Source organism: Nitrospinota bacterium, from assembly GCA_035528715.1.
Classification (GTDB): Bacteria; JADFOP01; JADFOP01; order DATKYB01; family DATKYB01; genus DATKYB01.
This window is the reverse complement of the sequence record DATKYB010000011.1, coordinates 1-16,863: the sequence shown is the minus strand read 5'-3', so window position 1 is coordinate 16,863 and position 16,863 is coordinate 1. Positions and strand designations below refer to the sequence as shown.

Here is a 16,863-nt window from a genome sequence, read left to right as displayed (position 1 = left end):
AGAACTACAATCATATATAGAAGGACTCAAGAACAGATGCCAGCCTACATAGAGGAGGTAGAACAGGGGATAGAAGAAGAAATTGAAATTTTATATCTCACCATACCTATCAAGATAACAGAGAATAATGATAAAGGATTGACAGTTGAATGTGCGAAAGCAAGGTTGGGGGATGTTGATGCATCGGGGCGTAGAAGACCCATCCCGATTTCAGGTTCAAATTTCTTTATTAAGGCGGATACGGTTATCAGTGCAATTGGAGAGGATGCAGATCTCTCATATCTTCCAAAAAAGGTAAGATGTCAAAAGGGAGTTATCACTACCGATGAAAATGGTGTTTCATCATGTTTTAAGATTTTTGCTGGGGGTGATGTTACTGATCAGCCTAGAACCGTTGCCCATGCTATTGGTTCAGGGAAAAGAGGGGCCATGGCAATCCATAAAGCTCTTAGAGGAAAAACCCTAAAAAAACCCGAGGAAGACCTTCCTGTTATCGAGCATGAAAAGATTAATCAGGATTATTTTGAGGAGCAAAAAAGAATAGAAACCCCTATATTGACTCCAACTAAAAGGATGAGGAATACGAAAGAGATAAAGCAGGGTCTCAAAAGAGACATGGCTGTAAAAGAAGCCGTGAGATGTTTTGGCTGTGGGATATGCAATCAGTGCGAGAACTGCCTGATCTTCTGTCCTGATCTAGCCGTTGAGAGAGACTCGGATAGTTATAAGGTTTTATATGATTATTGCAAAGGCTGTGGCATATGTATGCTGGAGTGTCCCAGAGGAGTTATCACTATGGAGAAGGAATCAATAGAATGAAAAAGGTCATTTTAGGAAATCATGCTGTTTCTTATGGTGTGATGCTATCCAGAACACAAGTCATAGCCGCATACCCTATAACTCCTCAGACTGAGGTGGTAGAGAAGCTTTCCGAACTTTGTAGCAATAATAAAAGGGTAAAGCTCTTAAAAGTTGAGTCAGAGCATTCTTCTATGTCAGCCTGTATCGGTGCTTCGATGACAGGCGTGAGGACCTTTACCGCTACCAGCTCTCAGGGGTTAGCTTATATGCATGAGGTCTTGCATTGGGCTGCAGGAGCAAGGCTTCCTATAGTTATGGTTAATGTCAACAGAGCAATGGCTGCACCATGGACATTATGGCCTGATCAGAATGATAGTCTCTCTCAGAGGGATACAGGATGGCTTCAGTTTTACTGTGAAACCAATCAGGAGATATTAGATACGATCATCCAGGCCTTTAAGATCTCAGAAGAAATTCTTCTTCCCTCCATGGTCTGTCTTGATGGCTTTTTCCTCTCCCACACCTCAGAACCTGTTGACATCCCTTTAAAAAAAGATGTGGATGCCTTTTTGCCGAGATATAAACCGAAGTATCGCATTGATGTCAATGATCCTCATGCCTTTGGAGGGGTTACTGGGGTCAATTATTATTTTGAAATGAGAAATCAGATGCAGGAGGCCATGGATAAAGCAAAGGATGTTATTCTTAAAACCGGTAAAAAATTTAAAAAGAGTTTTGGAAGAGAATATGGGCTCGTTGAAGAATATCATTGTGATGATGCAGAGATCATATTGATTACCTCTGGAATGATTGCAGGGACTTCCAGGGTCGTAGTGGATGGATACAGAAGAAAAGGGAAAAGGGTTGGGATGTTAAAGGTAAGAACATTCAGGCCTTTTCCCGCAGAAGAGGTAAGAAGGGTTTTGGGAAAGACAAAGAAGGTAGCGGTTATTGATCGAAATATATCTTTTGGTCATAGCGGTATCTTTTTTCAAGAAGTTAAGGCAGCAATGTATAATGAAGATGTTTTGAACAGGCCCCCGATTTTTGGCTATATCACAGGTCTTGGGGGGAGGGATGTAACTCCTGATATCATTCAAGAGATTCTGGATTATACTACTTTGAATACTAAGCCAAAGGATGATATCATCTGGATAGGTTTAAAAAGATGAATTTTAAGGTTCCCAAGGAAGAATATATGTTTCCGGGACATACGGCCTGTCCCGGATGTACAGCTCCTCAGGCGATGCGCTATGTCCTGAAAGTTCTCGGACAAAAGACAGTCATCGCTATGCCGGCTTGCTGTTGGTCTACAATTGCAGGGATATTTCCCTATTCATCCCTAAAGGTTCCCTTATTTCATACAGCTTTTCCAGCAGGAGCCTCCGTCGCTTCAGGGATAAAAGCAGGGATGGAGGTTCAAGGACAAAGCGATGTGAATGTTTTAGCTTGGGCCGGAGATGGAGGGACTTTTGATATCGGCTTTCAGGCGCTTTCAAGTGCAGCAGAGAGGAATGAGGATATTATCTATGTCTGCTATGATAACGAGGCATATATGAATACAGGAATTCAAAGAAGCTCTTCAACACCCTGGGGGGCATGGACAGCGGTTACCCCAAAAGAAAGTCCGGAAAGCCACCCCAAAAAAGATATTGTATATATAATGGCAGCTCATGGGATACCTTATGCAGCCACAGCATCTGTGGCTTTTCCAGATGACCTCATAGCAAAAATGAAAAAGGCAAGGAAGATTAAAGGAACAAGGTTTTTTCATATCCTTGTTCCTTGTTCAACAGGCTGGAAATTTTCACCTGAACTCTCTATAAAAATGGCAAGATTAGCTGTTGAGACAAAAATATTCCCCCTTTATGAAGTAGAAAAAGGGGTAAAATACACGATTAATAAAATACCAAAGGGGATATCAGTAAAAGAATATCTCAAATTGCAGGGGAGATTTAAGCATCTCAAAGAAAAGGATATCAAATTTATTCAAAAGAGGGTTGATAAGGAATGGGAAAGGCTGATGGATAGGGCTAATAATCGAATTGATTGATTTTTATATCCTTTAATTTCAACCTTATGGTCTCTGAACCATTCCATTGATGGAGTTCTGGTATAAAAGCTATATCAATCAAAGCACCATTTATCTCATCTATTTTATCGCTCATATTAAAACCTACGGAATCATAAACATAGGGTCCTTGTTTTAATTTCATTTTTAAATGGTTTTTTCTTACCCCCATTAATCTTGGTTTTCCCAAAATCTCTATTCCATGAGAGCTAAAAATCGGTTCAGGATTCGAAAAGCCGAATGGCCCCAGGGTTTCTATATTATTGACTAAGTCAATACTTAATTCCTTAAAAGGTATTTTTGCATCTAAAATAATTTCAGGGGTTATGTCATATTTGTTAATTTTCTTATCAGAAATCCCCTTTAATCTTTCTCTCAATCCGTTAATATTTTTCTTTTCCAAAGTAAATCCAGCAGCATATTCGTGTCCACCAAAATTCAATAACATATCTCTGCACTCAGACAATGCCTCGTAGATATTAAAGGAATTAATACTTCTTGCAGAGCCTTTTCCAGATTCACCTTCAATGGATATCAGAATCGTAGGGCGCTTATATTCTTCAGCCAGTTTTGAGGCAACAATCCCAATGACGCCTTGATGCCAGTCAGGAGAAGAGAGGATCAGGATATCTTCATCTTTTATTGATGGTAAGCTATATTGAATGATATCCTTTGCTTCCATAAGGATATTTTCTTGGATAGATCGCCTTTCCCTATTTTGTTTGTCAAGGATCTGAGATACTTCTATTGCCCTATCTTTGTCATCTGTGGTTAACAATTCCACACTTATGGATGCATTTCCTAATCTACCAACAGAGTTTATTCTTGGAGATAAAATAAAACCGACCTCTGATACACCTATATCCCTTCCATAAATACCCGAAATCTCTTTTAATGACTCTATTCCAATGTTCAGACTGTTTGTTATCATTTTTAGACCATGTTTCACTAAATTATGATTTTCATCTATGAGGGGGGCCATATCAGAAATGGTTCCCAGGGAGACCATATCAAGATATTTTTTCAGGTTGGGTAGTCTTTTTACCGAGTATCCATTTTTTCTCAATACAGCCCTAATGGCTACGATAAGTTTGAAAGCTACGCCAACACCGGCTAAGTTTTTAAAAGGATAAAGACAGTCTTCCTGCTTTGGGTTTAAGACAGCATAGGCCTTAGGAGAAGGAGGGAGAGGTTCGTGATGGTCAGTTATGATGATATCTATGCCCAGTCGATTTGCCAATTCTACTTCTTCGTGGGAGTTGGTGCCGCAGTCTCCTGTGATGATAAGCTCAACCCCCCTTTCCTTTATTCTTTTTATAGCATCGATATTTAATCCGTAACCTTCGCTGAATCGATTAGGGATGTAATAGTCAACCTCTGCACCCAGATCTCTGAAAAAATTGATAAAAAGGGCGGTTGTTGTAATACCATCTACATCATAATCCCCATAAATCAAAATCCTTTCTTTTGCCTTGATCGCACGGATTATCCGATGAACCGATTTTTCCATATCCTTCATTAAAAAGGGATCATAGAGATCCTTAAGAAAGGGCTTGATAAATTTATGAGCTGAAGATGGGTCAGTTATGCCACGGTTTATCAAAAGCTTGGCAAGAATAGGGGATACAGCTAATTCTCTTGAGATAATCCCTTGAAGCTTAGGATCCTCCTCTTTATAAACCCAGCTGTATTTCAAGATTGATCCCCTTTTTGCATGAAAGAGTCATTTTTATTATGTATATAAGAAGTTTATGGGTATGTCAAGGTTAAAGTACAATATAATGTATCTTTTAATAAAAATGCTACAACATATTGTATTTATTTCTAAAAATAGAAAAACCTCTCATTTTTTAAGGAATTCTTTTTTTAGGCAAAAATTCAGGAAAGAAGATTCAGCGATGCTTAAATAATGCTATTGATTACAGTTTTATTTCAGAGAATTAGAGAATCAATAATTGATCCATGAGAAATTAAAACGCCATAGAATCACTTACGATTCTAGGCGTCTTAATTTCTCTATCAACATATAGATTTATGCTGTAAAAGATCTTTTTATTTTTAGTTCTTTAGTATTTTTGGGAAACTTATTTAAGCTCTAAACCCCGAGGAGCAAAGTATTCTTTAGTTCTCGATGCCAATTTCTTTAGGGTTTTTGGAGCCTTCTTAAGCTTCTTCATCTCTTTTTTAAACTTGGGCATATCATTTTCTGCAGCAGCTGCCTCTGCAATAGCTATCTGGGCCTGTATCTCGGCAACCTGTTCTGGATAGATCTTCTTTGCATCTGCTGCGTATTTATCCCAAGCTGTATATACGGCCTTTAATTGATCTTTAAACTCACCGCCGAGCTTTGCCTTAGTAAGGTTTACGTAATCTCCGGCATAAACCGAAGGAGAGATCATAAAGATGCTCAGGGCAAATATGCCTATCAATAATATTGAAAAATAAGTTTTCATTCTCATTCTTTAAAACACCCCCTTTTCCATGAAATTTTACTTCATCTCGGCATCCATATAAGCTTTCTGGACAGCCTTTAGATGGGGTATAGCTAATTCTGAAAAGACCCTGGCTCTCTCAAATTGTGGTCCTTTTCCTTTTGCATATGCCTTTTTTGCCTGTTCCGCGTAAGTTGTTCCGAGGGTATAATTATAGACATCATAAGCTTTTGTATCAGAATAATTATTAAATACATATAGGTTCCATGCCTCATTGAATGCATCCTTGGCCACATCGATTCCCAGCATATCGGATTTAATCTTAGCCATATCAGTAGTACACCCATATATAAGAGAAGCGGCAATTATGGTGAAGAGCAGAGCCATAATTGTTTTTTTCATTCGGTTCACCTCCTTCCCATTGATTTTTTAATTAAAAAAAGCTAATTTTTTTTTAGACCAGCAAATTTTATATGATAGAGATATTTAAGTCAAGTATTTTTATTGTTTCTGGAGATTTATTTTTTTTGAGAATTATTCATGAAAATTTACCAGCAAGAGGAGTATTTTATTTTGTATCTTTTTGCTTGAATAGTGGCTGCACCTCTTTTCATTGATCAGTATGGAAAATGCAAGTATCTCATTCGTATTTGTCTGAACATAGCCTGAGATAGCACTGACCCCAAAAAGCGTTCCGGTCTTTACCCTGATCCTCCTTTTGGCAAAAGTATTCTCTAGCCTGTCATCTACAGAACCATCAACACCCATTACCCCCAGTGAAGAGAGATATTCTCCTTGAACCTGAAAATCATTATACATATAGGTTAAGACCTTGACAATCTGGGAAGGAGACAAACGGTTGAGTCGAGAAAGACCGGACCCATCTGCAATCGTATAGTTGTTTCTTGGAATACCGAGGCTGTCTAAAAAATCTTTGACGCTCTCAATTCCCTTTCCAAAAGTTCCTGGCTCTCCCTTAATCTCTGCACCCATTGTTTTTAGTATCTGTTCAGCTACAAAATTATTACTCAATTTGTTTAAATATTGTATGATGCGAAATAACTCCCTTGATTGATATTGAGAAAGCTCACTGGCGTCAAATGGAGCTGTTTTTATCCTGACACTTCCTTTAACTTTGATCGCTTCTTTTATCAAAAATTCTCTAAAAACCATTCCTAAATACATTGGAGGATTTGAAATATTCCTGTAGAGAAGGATCCTTTTTGAATTTATGGGGATTTTTCCTCCTATAATTATTTTGTCTCTATTACCATTTTTGTTCGGAACCCTATCTACATAGATACGCCTTTTTGTTTTTAATGCTGTTGTGGTTGTTTGATTTACGATTTCTATATACTCGGTTTTCGGATCAATAATAACCCTTGCCTTTGATCCAACTTTATTCCCTGGTTCTACAATTACCGTGATAACATTAAAATTGAGAGAAGAGGCCCCAACAGGAGCAAAATAAGCTAGGGGACCGTGATTTTTCTTCCATCCCCATCCGCGCCTCTCATTATCAAAAAAGCTATCATCGACTATAATATCTCCATTAATGACTTTAATTCCTTGATTATAAATATCCTTAGAGATTAACCAGAGCCTCTCTGAAACGAGAAGTGGGTCACCAAAGCCCTTTAGATAAAGATTCCCTTTCAAGATATTTTCGGATATTTTTCCGTCAAACAAGACCTTGGTCTTGAAGGTATAGTCAGGATGAAGTTTTACAAGGGCTGCAGCAGTGCTTACCAATTTCATATTTGAAGCAGGGATAAAGAGCTTATCTCCATTTTGAGAAAAGAGGGTCTCTTTGTTCTTGAGGGAGACAATCTTTATCCCAACATTTGTTCTATCCACACAGGAGTTATTAATTATCTTGTTGATGTCCCATCTGAGTTTTTGAGAGGCAGAATTATAGGTAAGCCCGCCTTTAGGATGAAACAGAAATGAAATTAAAGTAATAATGATAAATATAAAACGATTCATATAGATGGCTTATTTTTGTTTTCTTTAATTATAGGATATTCTGACCTGATTATCAATCCTGTAATCATTAGACCTAAGATTCCCGAGACCTCATTTAAAAAAGTATCTTTCAACTCTCCCACTCGATTGGGTAACAAATACTGGATTCCCTCATCCAAGACGGATACGCAAAGAACGAAAAAAGGTGCCCACAAATATATACTTTTTTTAGTAAGGTCATTTTCCAATGCCCTATGGGTAAAGTAACCTAACAAACCATATTCCAGCAGATGAATGCGCTCTGCAGGCAATTCTAATTTTTCCATGAGTAAAAAATAAATGATAAAAAACAAAACAAGCCAAAAATAGAATAACAATTTTTTCTTCTTATAACAAGAGATATAAATTATAAACCCTAAAAAAAACCCCATAGCAAGGAAATGAGGAATATAAGTAACAGATTGTCCAAAATTTTCTCTTAAAATTTTCCAAATCTCAGGCATAAAGGGAAGGCTTGATAGGATGAAAAGTATGTAAATGAAGAGAATAAACCACTCTTTTGTCTTTATATTAATGGTCACAGCTGTCTCTGAATGATATAAAATGCAAGTAATGATATAATATATATCAAGGGCAAAAAGTCAAGCTGGAACTCTCTTTTATCAAATAGATAAAAATCGATGGGTGGTTGAAAACTGAGAAAAAAAGTGACTTTGTTGCTCAAAAAGATTATTTTTTTAACACTTCAGATATCCGTTCTATAGCGCGGTCAAGATTATCCATTGGTGTAGTATAGCTAAGTCGAAGATAGCCTTCGCCGAACTTTCCAAAATCAGTGCCTGGCAGCAGAGCTACCCCGGCTTTGTCGAGCAGCTGATATGAAAGTTCACGTGAGGATATGCCAAATGCCTTTACATTTGGAAAGACGTAAAACGCACCCTGGGGGACTTGGCACTTAATACCGGAGATAGCATTAAGCCCAGCAACAATTCGGTCACGACGACGCTGGAACTCTGAAATCATTGTATCTACCATCTCTTGGGTGGAAGTCAGCGCTTCCACGCCTGCCATTTGTGTAAACGTTGCAGTACATCCAATGGAGTGTGTCAGCAATAAACTCACGCGCTCAGCGAGTTCCTCTGGCATAATAGCAAAACCAAGTCGCCAGCCGGTCATGGCATAGGTCTTAGAAAAGCCATCAACGATAATAGTGCGCTCAAGCATGCCTGGAAGAGACGCGATACTTGGGACCTGAAGATTATCATAAGCCAGACGGGCATAGATTTCATCTGAAATAACCCAGCAGTCGTACTTCTTCACAGCGGCTGCGATATGTTCCAAATCGCTCAAGGGGATGACGCCACCAGTAGGATTTGCGGGTGAGTTGAGCACAATAAGCCGCGTTCGTTCACTCACAAGTTTATCAAAAGCTTCCAAGTCAAATGAGAAGTTATTTTCCTCTTTTAGCGGAACGGGAACGGGCAGGCCACCGGCTACTGAGATCATAGAAGGATAGGTTGGAAAGCCTGGATCAGGGTAGATGACTTCGTCGCCAGGTTCGACTAAAGCCAATGTTGGGAAAAATAACCCAGGTTTCGCCCCTGGCCCTACTACAACTTGCTCTGGAAGGATTTTCAGGTTAAGGCGCGAACTTGTATAAGAGGCAATAACCTCTCTTAGACGAGGAAGACCCGAAGGAGGGTTGTAACGGGTGTAGCCAGAAGCAATGGCATTGATGCCGCTCTGACTTATGTGGGGAAAGGTTTGGAAGTCGGGCTGTCCAATCTCCATATGAATTATATCTCTCCCGTCTGCTTCCAATGCCTGAGCGCGAGCCATCACTTCATAAGCGCCCTCAGGTTCTAAATGTGTAACGCGGTTAGCAAAAGTCATCACAGAGTCTCCTCTATTTGAAACTTTAGTAAATAATCGGATGGTATCGTTTTGACTTTTTGTATTCGTCTCCTGCTAAAATTAAGACCTCAAAGTAGCTACCAAGCGTAAAGGGTTAGTTAGTAGATCAAGTGCTGAGTGAATACTGGTAGAGATAACATCAGAAGCGAGTAAAGCTTCAATAGCTGCTCCTTCTTCTAAAATTACAGCGATTCCAAGAGATGCTTCTTTAAGCATCAAACGGTCGTTTCGGCCATTCCCAATACAAACAGTAACCTCAGGTCCCAGTTGTTTAATGTAATTGAGTTTATAGGTCTCTTGGTTCTCAGAAGGAATTATTGAGAGTTTACAAGAGACCTCAGAAAGTTCTGACTTGACATTACCGAAAGTATCCGCTGTCAAAACATGAATCTGAAGCTTATCAGCTAAGGCTTCTAAGCCTTTCTTTACGTTGGCAAGAAGTTTTCCATCACAAGCAAGGGTTCCATTGTAATCCAAAACAAGGTGTTTCAGTTTTAAATTTTTATAGCCGGGAATAGAGATTTCTATCATAGAGACTCCCATCATTTCTTTATTAAAAGTATTTCTGGTAAAAATTGACTTTAAACAATCTGTTAAGAAGCTGTCAAGAAATTTCCATTGCAAAAACACGTTTCCCTTTCTTGTCTTTAGAAAGCAAAGGGAATCAAAGAAGAACTCCGCTTAAGCTATTTGAAAAGAGAGATTTTTCTGCTCCTTCCGTAGTTTAACAGCAATAGACTTCTTTAACCAGCTTTGTTCATTTTTTGCTTGCCCAAAAAACGAACCAAAAAAGGGCACCCCGACGAGTTTTCCAAGCGGTCTCAGGTTCGCTCGCTTCGGCGAAGCAGCAAACTCAGCCTTCGGCTTCAGACAGCTGCTTCTTTTTTCCTTGCTCGCTTCACCTTTAACCTGAAAACTCGTAAGGGGAACTTTCCATTGCAAAAAATATCTTAGCCAAACTCTTTGTTCCACTCCAAACATAATCTATTGACACATCTTTATAAAATATATTACCCTAATTTTATTAATATCAGGAAGAGTTATGCATCAAAAAAAGAGAAAGATAAGACTGATTTTTTTAATTTTCTTATCCTGCGCTTTATTATTCTCTTGTTCCTCTAAAGAAGGGAAAAAGGGATCGGTCCTGATTATAGGGGTAGAGAGCAATCCTACCAATCTTGATCCGCGGCTTGCTATTGACATCGCTTCATTACATGTCATTGATATTGTATATAACAAGCTTGTCAAAAAAGATAAGCACTCTAATATCATTCCTGACCTTGCTACTCATTGGGAAAATCCAGATGATTTAACATATATCTTTCATTTAAAAAAGGGGGTTAAGTTTCATGACGGAACTGAATTGACAGCTGAGGATGTGAAGTATACCTTTGATTCGATAAGAGACCCCTCCTTAAAATCCCCTAAGAGGTCAAGTACAGCACCCCTTAAAGAAATTCAAATTATCGATAAATATACGGTCTCCTTTACACTCAATGAACCCTATGCCCCATTTCTAAGTAATATGATTCAGGCGATTGTTCCTAAACATATTGGTATGGATAAAAAGAAAAATCTAAGTCTCAGACCTGTAGGAACAGGACCGTTTAAATTAAAGGAATGGGTGTATGATGAAAGGCTGGAGTTTGTGTCAAATAAGGAACATTTTCAAGGAAAGCCTCGATTGGACAGGATAATATATAAGGTTATTCCAGACCAAACAGTGAGGCTCCTTGAATTGGAAAAGGGGAGTATTCACTTCATCCAAAATTCTGTTTCTCCTGATATGTTGCCGAGACTGGGGATGAATCCAAAATTAAAGGTGATAAAGGAGATAGGAATAAATTATTCTTATATTGGATTCAATCTTGAAGACCGAATATTAAAGAACAAAAGGGTTAGGCAGGCCATAGCCCATGCTATCAATAGGCAGGATATCATAGATAATATATTAAAAGGGCTTGCAATTCCTGCTACGGGACTTTTGTCCCCGTCTCACTGGGCTTATGAACCCCGTGTTAAGGAGTTTCCTTATAATCCAGAAAAGGCAAAGAGATTATTGGATGAAGCAGGCTACCGCGATCCAGATGGAGATGGACCAAAGCCGCGTTTTAAAATAATGTATAAAACCTCCCAAAATCAGATAAGAAAGAGAATTGCTGAAATTATTCAAGAACAGTTAAAGGGGATCGGAATTGAAATGGTGATGAGGAATTATGAGTGGGGGACCTTTTTTTCAGATATTCGTTCTGGCAACTTTCAAATGTATACCCTCACCTGGGTCGGAATAACAGATCCTGATATTTATTACTATATATTCTATTCAAGCAGTATTCCTCCAAAAGGGGCAAATAGAGGTCGATATTCTAACAAAAGCCTTGACAGGCTAATCGAGCAGGGAAGATATACTTTAGACTCAATAAAAAGAAAAAAAATTTATAGTGAGATACAAAAAATCATTGCAGAGGATTTACCCTATATCAGTCTCTGGTATCTCAAAAATGTTGCTGTTATGAGAAAAGAGATAAAGGGATTTAAACTCTATCCTGGAGAACAGTTTTATTCACTGAAGGACGTTTATATTAAATAACAAAACGAGAGAAATGTTAGATTGAGAAAATATATTGTAAGACGCCTTCTTTTAATGATACCTGTAATTTTAGGGGTATATACGATTGTCTTCCTGATTATACATTTCATCCCAGGAGACCCTATTGACCTCATGCTAGGAGAGACTGCCAGGCCTTCAGATAGAGAGTTTCTCAGAAAGGAATTGGGACTGGATAAACCGATAGCCTATCAATATTTTTCCTCTATGTTAAGGGCTGCTAAAGGGGATTTAGGGAGGTCTTTGCATACCAACCAGCCTGTATTAGAGACCATACTAAAAAGGATTCCCGCCACAGTGGAATTAACTATCGGTGCGATGATTGTTGCCCTTATGATTTCCCTACCTCTCGGGATTATTGCTGCATTGAGGCAGTATTCTGTTTTTGATAATGGGTCTATGTTCTTTGCTCTTCTGGGTATATCCATGCCTAATTTTTGGCTCGGCCCTCTTCTGATTATTTTATTTTCTATAAAATTAGGGTGGCTTCCTGTATCAGGAAGGGGGGGTATAGAATATCTGATTTTGCCAGCTATAACATTGGGAACAGCTCTGGCAGCAATTCTTACGAGAATGGTTCGATCCAGTTTATTGGAGGTAACAAAAGAAGATTATATTACCTTTGCCAGGGCAAAAGGCTTGAGAGAATTTATGATTATCGTAAAGCATGCATTAAGCAATGCCATGATCCCTGTCATTACCATCTTAGGTCTTCAATTTGGAAGCTTATTAGCTGGATCAATTATTACAGAGACCATCTTTTCTTGGCCAGGAATTGGGAGATTAACCATTCAGGCCATTAATACAAGAGATTATCCTTTAGTGCAGGGATGTGTCTTGATTATTTCTTTGAGCTATGTATTGATAAATTTCTTAACAGACCTTTTTTATGCCTATATTGATCCGAGAATCAGATACGAATAGGAAGAATAGGTGATAAAGATGAAGAGGTTTAATTGCTTATCATTCTTGGGGATTGTGATCATTCTATTGCTTTGCCTTACTGCTGTTCTTGCCTCCCTTATTTCGCCTTATAGCCCTACAGAACAAAATTTAGATGAAGGGCTTACTGGACCTTCAAAAGGTCATATTCTAGGACAGGATAAATTAGGGAGAGATATCTTAAGCAGGATAATCTATGGTTCAAGGGTTTCTCTTAAGGTAGGAATCTTTACTGTTGGAATATCCTTGATCATTGGATTAATGATTGGTTCGATAGCAGGTTTTTTTGGTGGTATTGTGGATGATATTATTATGAGGATTATTGATATTTTTATGGCTTTTCCTGGCATTCTTATGGCCATTGCCCTCATGGCAGTCCTTGGCCCAAGTCTCAACAATGTCATTATTGCTCTTTGTCTCTTAGGCTGGGTGGGATATGCTCGTTTAGTAAGAGGCCAGATGTTGTCCGTGAGGGAATTTGAATTTGTTTTAGCAGCGAAGGCCATGGGAGCTAATCCATTCAGAATCATTATGAAACACCTGTTACCAAACATATTCTCACCTGTTATTGTCCAGGCGACCTTTGGAATGGCAGGAGCAATCGTAGCAGAAGCTGGTTTGAGTTTCTTAGGACTGGGAACACAGCCGCCCATTCCCAGCTGGGGTTCTATGCTGAACGAGGGAATGGAATTTATCCTTGTTGCCCCCTATCTGACCATATACCCTGGATTGGCAATCATGATAGTTGTTTTAGGGTTTAATTTTTTAGGGGATGGGATAAGAGACATCCTTGATCCGCGTTACTACCAGAGGATTCATCTAAAAAAATAATATTTGTATAAAGGGGCTATTTTGTCTTGGTCGCGGGTCGTATTGTCTTGGGATGGTAAAAAAATCGAGATGGTTGTACTATTCTGCTGAATCTCTCTCTTTTAGTATAATGACAAACCCTACAGTCCTTTGTACCCTTAAATTTCGGATCTTTATACAATTGAGTTATTTTCTCTGAGTGGGCTTTTGAATCAAAATCCCTATGGGCGTGACAATCACGACATTGACTAATTATGATCTGTTGATTTTCTTCGGGAGAAAACTTTCCCTCCATTGCTTTTTGATAATCGGTCTTTGCGCAGCTGGTCAATAAAAGCATAAAGAAAAATATTACAAAAAAAATGCCTTTTTGTTTTATCATATGCTTTTAGTTTTTCTTTATTTATAGAACTAACTGTAATAAGAAGCCTTCGAGAACTAAAATTATCTTATATCTGACAGAGAGTTAAAGTCAAGATTATATTGTTCGGTTCTTTTCGGTTCCCTTGAAGTGGTTAAAGATAAGAGTTCTTTAAGATGCTAAAATTGTCTGGTTTGCTGGACACTCCATTCCAAAGATAGCTAAGAGGCATTTGAAAGAGAATTATATTTAAGAATAAAAGATTTCTTTTAATTCCTGCCTCTCTTCAGGGGTGCTCATGAATATTAAAATATCTCCTGAATGAAGAATGTAATCACGGGAAGGATTGTATATCAAATCATCCTTTGTCTTAAGAGCAAGAAGGAGCAAATAATGGTATTTTTTTAGATTCAACGCTGAGATAGGTTTTCCAACAAAAGAATCAGGAACAGAAATTTCCTCGATGCGTAAATTTTTCTCTTTGTCCCTTAACATTAAATCTAAAAATGAAACCACGGATGGTCTTATCATTTCAGAAACCATTCTTAAGCCCCCTATAAAACTGGGCGAGATGACCGAGTCAGCTCCGGCCTTTTTCATCTTTTCAATATTCTCAATCTCATTACACCTGGCTACAATCTTGACATCAGGATTCAGTTGTTTTGCAGTGAGACATATCACCAGATTATGAATATCATCGCCGGTTACCGCGAACAATCCCTTTGCTTTCTTTATCCCAGCTTTCAAAAGGCTGCTGTCATGAGTCGCATCCATTTCTATGAAAGCCTGATTTCGAAGTTCTTCTGAAAGTTTGTCTATGCTGTTTTTATCTATATCTACTAATACATAGGGTCTTTTTGTAGCAAAGAGCTCATTCACGATATGCCCACCGACATTTCCAATACCACAAACAATAAAGTGATCATTAAAGTTTTTTGCCATTTTCTCCATCTTTTTCCTCCAAAATGTATCTTTTAATTCTCCCTCTACCACGAAAGCTGTAAAGTTTGTAATAATATAAAAGAGGACACCTATACCAGAGAGGGCTATAAATATAGTGAAAACTCTTCCAGCAGGATTGTTAGATAGATCGATCACCTCGCTATATCCAATCGTTGCAATGGTAATCGTCGTCATATAAAGACAGTCAAGAAGTGAATATTGTCTGCCCCCAATAAACCAGTAGCCTATGGTTCCTATCAATAAAATCGCTACTAATCCGATACCTGAAATGATGAATTTTTTATGGATTTGTATATATATATTATTTGACATTATTCACTTAACCGCTGGTGCACAATTTCTTTGAGTGTTAGGCTCTCTTTATGACCGAGTTTCAATTTTAATATAGAAAGACCCAAAAATCCACACTTTGCTTTGATTTCTTTTCATTCTTTTTGTCAAATGTATAGGGCTGGAACAGCATTCAAAAGCTTTTATTATGAATTCCGAATTCATATTTTTTTGTTTTTGGCTGATTAGACTTAGAATCAAAAACCTTTTCAATAAAGGTAACATGATTCTCCTCATCAATAAGCAAGATGGTGGAGGAGCGCGTTCCGTAATCAGGGGATGAGATAAAAATTGGTGAAAGTATTCTTTCTCGCTCTAAACCAACACCCGTATTGGGAAGGCTTTTATCATCCGGCTTTGTGGTATCTGCCAAAATTTTAAAAATTGATTCTGGAGAGATTTTTTCTTTTTTAGAGAGAAGGTATGTAAAGGCTTTTTTGCTTTTCTCAACCTTTGGCCAAGGAGTATCTAAGAGATGATTGCTTAAGCCGTATACTCCCGGTGATATTTCCTGAGCTTTTTTATTTCTATTTGAGTAGTAATAGAGTTGAGATTTATCACCTAAAATGAGATTAAAGCCATTATACTGGCATGCTTTGTGAGTAATCTTTTTAAGATAATCAATCGGTTTTTCCTGACCTTTAAGAAAATTGCTGACCAAGAGTCCCCTTGAAGGCGCATCTTTTTTCTTTGCGGCTGGATCGCGAAAGTCAGAAACAAGAGCTATTCGTCCACTTTTCGTTATACCAAGCCAGGTCCCGCCATGTCGTAAATCTCTTCCTCCAAGCAAGTCTGGTGCATCATCCCAGAAGGCTGCTGGTGCAGTGGGTCGGTCATAAAACTCGTCTCGATTGGCTGCAAGGATAAGCCGATAATTGGAATGCGTCTTATAGGAAAAGAGAATCAAGCACACACTTTCCCTTTCCAGCCTAAAATAATTAGCATCAATACGTCGATTAACTTACAGGTGACTGTATAGGCAAACTACAACTCAAAGCGCTTTTGTTGTATTTCATAAGCACAACAAAAGCGCAGAGCCTGAGTAATGAAATATATACCCCCTTTTGACTTTAATTTAAACAAGAATTTTTCATTTATATTTCAGGATGAATTCTACCATGTAATACACCTCAAAACACCACCCTGAGAATAGCAGACAGTTGGATCACTAAAAGTAAGCTCTCCTTCAAAAGGATGACGGGGCTTCAGATGCTTATTAGATGGTTTGCCGGCCGGTATCGTTGTTATGTCTATAAACTTTATATCACTAATGTCATCTTTATTATACTCAAATTCTAGTACAACTTTTAATTTTTTTGGCATTTTTTACTCTCCTCTTAATATACGATTAAAATTTTTTCTTAAACAATACTCAATTAAAAAATTCTATTTTTCTCGTATCCCATCCAATGGAACCCCCCCCTTTCTTATATAAAAATAATTCAATCATTCAAAATCGTTAGAACGACAGTGTGATCTTGGCAAAGACCATCTGGTCAGGATAGATTGTGGGATTATTAAAGTATGTATCCTGAAACTGGATGGGTTCGCCGAAGAGGTTTCTGGCACCAACCGTGATGAGACCATATCGTTTTGGCAAGCGATAACTGATGGAGCCATCAATGACCCAGAATTGGTCACCGCTTATTAATGTATTATCGCTTGC

At 38.2% G+C, this 16,863-nt stretch carries 19 protein-coding genes; 6 read left to right on the top strand and 13 right to left on the bottom strand.

What is annotated here, in order from left to right; all coding sequences use genetic code 11:
• From VMW81_00630 to VMW81_00620, 3 genes are all read left to right on the top strand, one after another.
• Nucleotides 1–819: FAD-dependent oxidoreductase (locus VMW81_00630; GenBank protein HUU49451.1), on the top strand; the 819-nt coding region annotated here is incomplete at its 5' end.
• Complete coding sequence (porA, locus tag VMW81_00625) at nt 816–1,973, top strand: pyruvate ferredoxin oxidoreductase (GenBank protein ID HUU49450.1); 1,158 nt, start codon at nt 816–818, stop codon at nt 1,971–1,973. The genes VMW81_00630 and porA, both read left to right, overlap by 4 nt.
• Nucleotides 1,970–2,854: a 3-methyl-2-oxobutanoate dehydrogenase subunit beta gene (locus tag VMW81_00620; GenBank protein ID HUU49449.1), complete on the top strand. Its 885-nt coding sequence runs from the start codon at nt 1,970–1,972 to the stop codon at nt 2,852–2,854. Before porA ends, VMW81_00620 begins: the two co-directional genes overlap by 4 nt.
• Here VMW81_00620 and recJ read toward each other — a convergent pair.
• From recJ to VMW81_00580, 8 genes are all read right to left on the bottom strand, one after another.
• Nucleotides 2,835–4,568, bottom strand: coding sequence for a single-stranded-DNA-specific exonuclease RecJ (gene recJ / locus VMW81_00615; GenBank protein ID HUU49448.1), 1,734 nt, complete (start codon nt 4,566–4,568; stop codon nt 2,835–2,837). The two genes, VMW81_00620 and recJ, sit on opposite strands and share 20 nt — an antisense overlap.
• Nucleotides 4,569–4,956: 388 nt before the next feature.
• Nucleotides 4,957–5,331: a hypothetical protein gene (locus VMW81_00610; protein HUU49447.1), complete on the bottom strand. Its 375-nt coding sequence runs from the start codon at nt 5,329–5,331 to the stop codon at nt 4,957–4,959.
• A 30-nt stretch (nt 5,332–5,361) separates the two neighbouring features.
• Entirely contained in the window at nt 5,362–5,706 is a 345-nt protein-coding gene (locus tag VMW81_00605) for a hypothetical protein (GenBank protein HUU49446.1), read from the bottom strand.
• 132 nt (nt 5,707–5,838) lie between these two features.
• Complete coding sequence (gene dacB / locus VMW81_00600) at nt 5,839–7,290, bottom strand: D-alanyl-D-alanine carboxypeptidase/D-alanyl-D-alanine-endopeptidase (GenBank protein ID HUU49445.1); 1,452 nt, start codon at nt 7,288–7,290, stop codon at nt 5,839–5,841.
• A complete protein-coding gene (locus tag VMW81_00595; protein HUU49444.1) occupies nt 7,287–7,646 on the bottom strand; it encodes a VanZ family protein in 360 nt (119 codons plus the stop codon). Before VMW81_00595 ends, dacB begins: the two co-directional genes overlap by 4 nt.
• A 352-nt stretch (nt 7,647–7,998) precedes the next feature.
• Nucleotides 7,999–9,162 (bottom strand): pyridoxal phosphate-dependent aminotransferase, encoded by a 1,164-nt coding sequence (locus VMW81_00590; GenBank protein HUU49443.1) that lies wholly within the window; start codon nt 9,160–9,162, stop codon nt 7,999–8,001.
• A gap of 81 nt (nt 9,163–9,243) precedes the next feature.
• Nucleotides 9,244–9,714 carry an ATPase P gene (locus VMW81_00585; GenBank protein HUU49442.1) on the bottom strand — a complete coding sequence of 157 codons (471 nt, stop codon included), beginning with the start codon at nt 9,712–9,714 and terminating at the stop codon, nt 9,244–9,246.
• A gap of 150 nt (nt 9,715–9,864) precedes the next feature.
• Nucleotides 9,865–10,125: a hypothetical protein gene (locus VMW81_00580; GenBank protein HUU49441.1), complete on the bottom strand. Its 261-nt coding sequence runs from the start codon at nt 10,123–10,125 to the stop codon at nt 9,865–9,867.
• A 100-nt stretch (nt 10,126–10,225) separates the two neighbouring features.
• On the opposite strand from VMW81_00580, the gene VMW81_00575 reads away from it, so the two are divergent.
• From VMW81_00575 to nikC, 3 genes are read left to right on the top strand one after another with little or no spacing between them, the layout of a single operon-like run.
• A complete protein-coding gene (locus VMW81_00575; protein ID HUU49440.1) occupies nt 10,226–11,773 on the top strand; it encodes an ABC transporter substrate-binding protein in 1,548 nt (515 codons plus the stop codon).
• A 21-nt stretch (nt 11,774–11,794) separates the two neighbouring features.
• Nucleotides 11,795–12,715, top strand: a complete 921-nt coding sequence (gene nikB, locus VMW81_00570; GenBank protein HUU49439.1) for a nickel ABC transporter permease — start codon at nt 11,795–11,797, stop codon at nt 12,713–12,715.
• Between the two features lie 18 nt (nt 12,716–12,733).
• A complete protein-coding gene (gene nikC / locus VMW81_00565) occupies nt 12,734–13,564 on the top strand; it encodes a nickel transporter permease (protein ID HUU49438.1) in 831 nt (276 codons plus the stop codon).
• A 16-nt stretch (nt 13,565–13,580) separates the two neighbouring features.
• Here nikC and VMW81_00560 read toward each other — a convergent pair whose 3' ends face one another.
• The 5 genes from VMW81_00560 to VMW81_00540 all read right to left on the bottom strand — a co-directional run.
• Nucleotides 13,581–13,925 (bottom strand): hypothetical protein, encoded by a 345-nt coding sequence (locus tag VMW81_00560; protein HUU49437.1) that lies wholly within the window; start codon nt 13,923–13,925, stop codon nt 13,581–13,583.
• A 228-nt stretch (nt 13,926–14,153) separates the two neighbouring features.
• A complete protein-coding gene (locus VMW81_00555; GenBank protein ID HUU49436.1) occupies nt 14,154–15,179 on the bottom strand; it encodes a potassium channel protein in 1,026 nt (341 codons plus the stop codon).
• Between the two features lie 151 nt (nt 15,180–15,330).
• Nucleotides 15,331–16,110 carry an NRDE family protein gene (locus tag VMW81_00550; GenBank protein ID HUU49435.1) on the bottom strand — a complete coding sequence of 260 codons (780 nt, stop codon included), beginning with the start codon at nt 16,108–16,110 and terminating at the stop codon, nt 15,331–15,333.
• A gap of 200 nt (nt 16,111–16,310) precedes the next feature.
• A complete protein-coding gene (locus tag VMW81_00545) occupies nt 16,311–16,520 on the bottom strand; it encodes a hypothetical protein (protein ID HUU49434.1) in 210 nt (69 codons plus the stop codon).
• 136 nt (nt 16,521–16,656) lie between these two features.
• Nucleotides 16,657–16,863 (bottom strand): hypothetical protein (locus VMW81_00540; GenBank protein ID HUU49433.1); only part of this gene is annotated, 207 nt, incomplete at its 5' end.

What these genes read in the sequence shown, in the direction of transcription:
- porA (HUU49450.1), top strand. Translation starts at nt 816, where the DNA reads ATGAAAAAGGTCATTTTAGGAAATCATGCTGTTTCTTATGGTGTGATG.
- VMW81_00620 (HUU49449.1), top strand. Translation starts at nt 1,970, where the DNA reads ATGAATTTTAAGGTTCCCAAGGAAGAATATATGTTTCCGGGACATACG.
- VMW81_00610 (HUU49447.1), bottom strand. Translation starts at nt 5,331, where the DNA reads ATGAGAATGAAAACTTATTTTTCAATATTATTGATAGGCATATTTGCC.
- VMW81_00605 (HUU49446.1), bottom strand. Translation starts at nt 5,706, where the DNA reads ATGAAAAAAACAATTATGGCTCTGCTCTTCACCATAATTGCCGCTTCT.
- dacB (HUU49445.1), bottom strand. Translation starts at nt 7,290, where the DNA reads ATGAATCGTTTTATATTTATCATTATTACTTTAATTTCATTTCTGTTT.
- VMW81_00590 (HUU49443.1), bottom strand. Translation starts at nt 9,162, where the DNA reads ATGACTTTTGCTAACCGCGTTACACATTTAGAACCTGAGGGCGCTTAT.
- VMW81_00585 (HUU49442.1), bottom strand. Translation starts at nt 9,714, where the DNA reads ATGATAGAAATCTCTATTCCCGGCTATAAAAATTTAAAACTGAAACAC.
- VMW81_00575 (HUU49440.1), top strand. Translation starts at nt 10,226, where the DNA reads ATGCATCAAAAAAAGAGAAAGATAAGACTGATTTTTTTAATTTTCTTA.
- nikC (HUU49438.1), top strand. Translation starts at nt 12,734, where the DNA reads ATGAAGAGGTTTAATTGCTTATCATTCTTGGGGATTGTGATCATTCTA.
- VMW81_00560 (HUU49437.1), bottom strand. Translation starts at nt 13,925, where the DNA reads ATGATAAAACAAAAAGGCATTTTTTTTGTAATATTTTTCTTTATGCTT.
- VMW81_00555 (HUU49436.1), bottom strand. Translation starts at nt 15,179, where the DNA reads ATGTCAAATAATATATATATACAAATCCATAAAAAATTCATCATTTCA.
- VMW81_00545 (HUU49434.1), bottom strand. Translation starts at nt 16,520, where the DNA reads ATGCCAAAAAAATTAAAAGTTGTACTAGAATTTGAGTATAATAAAGAT.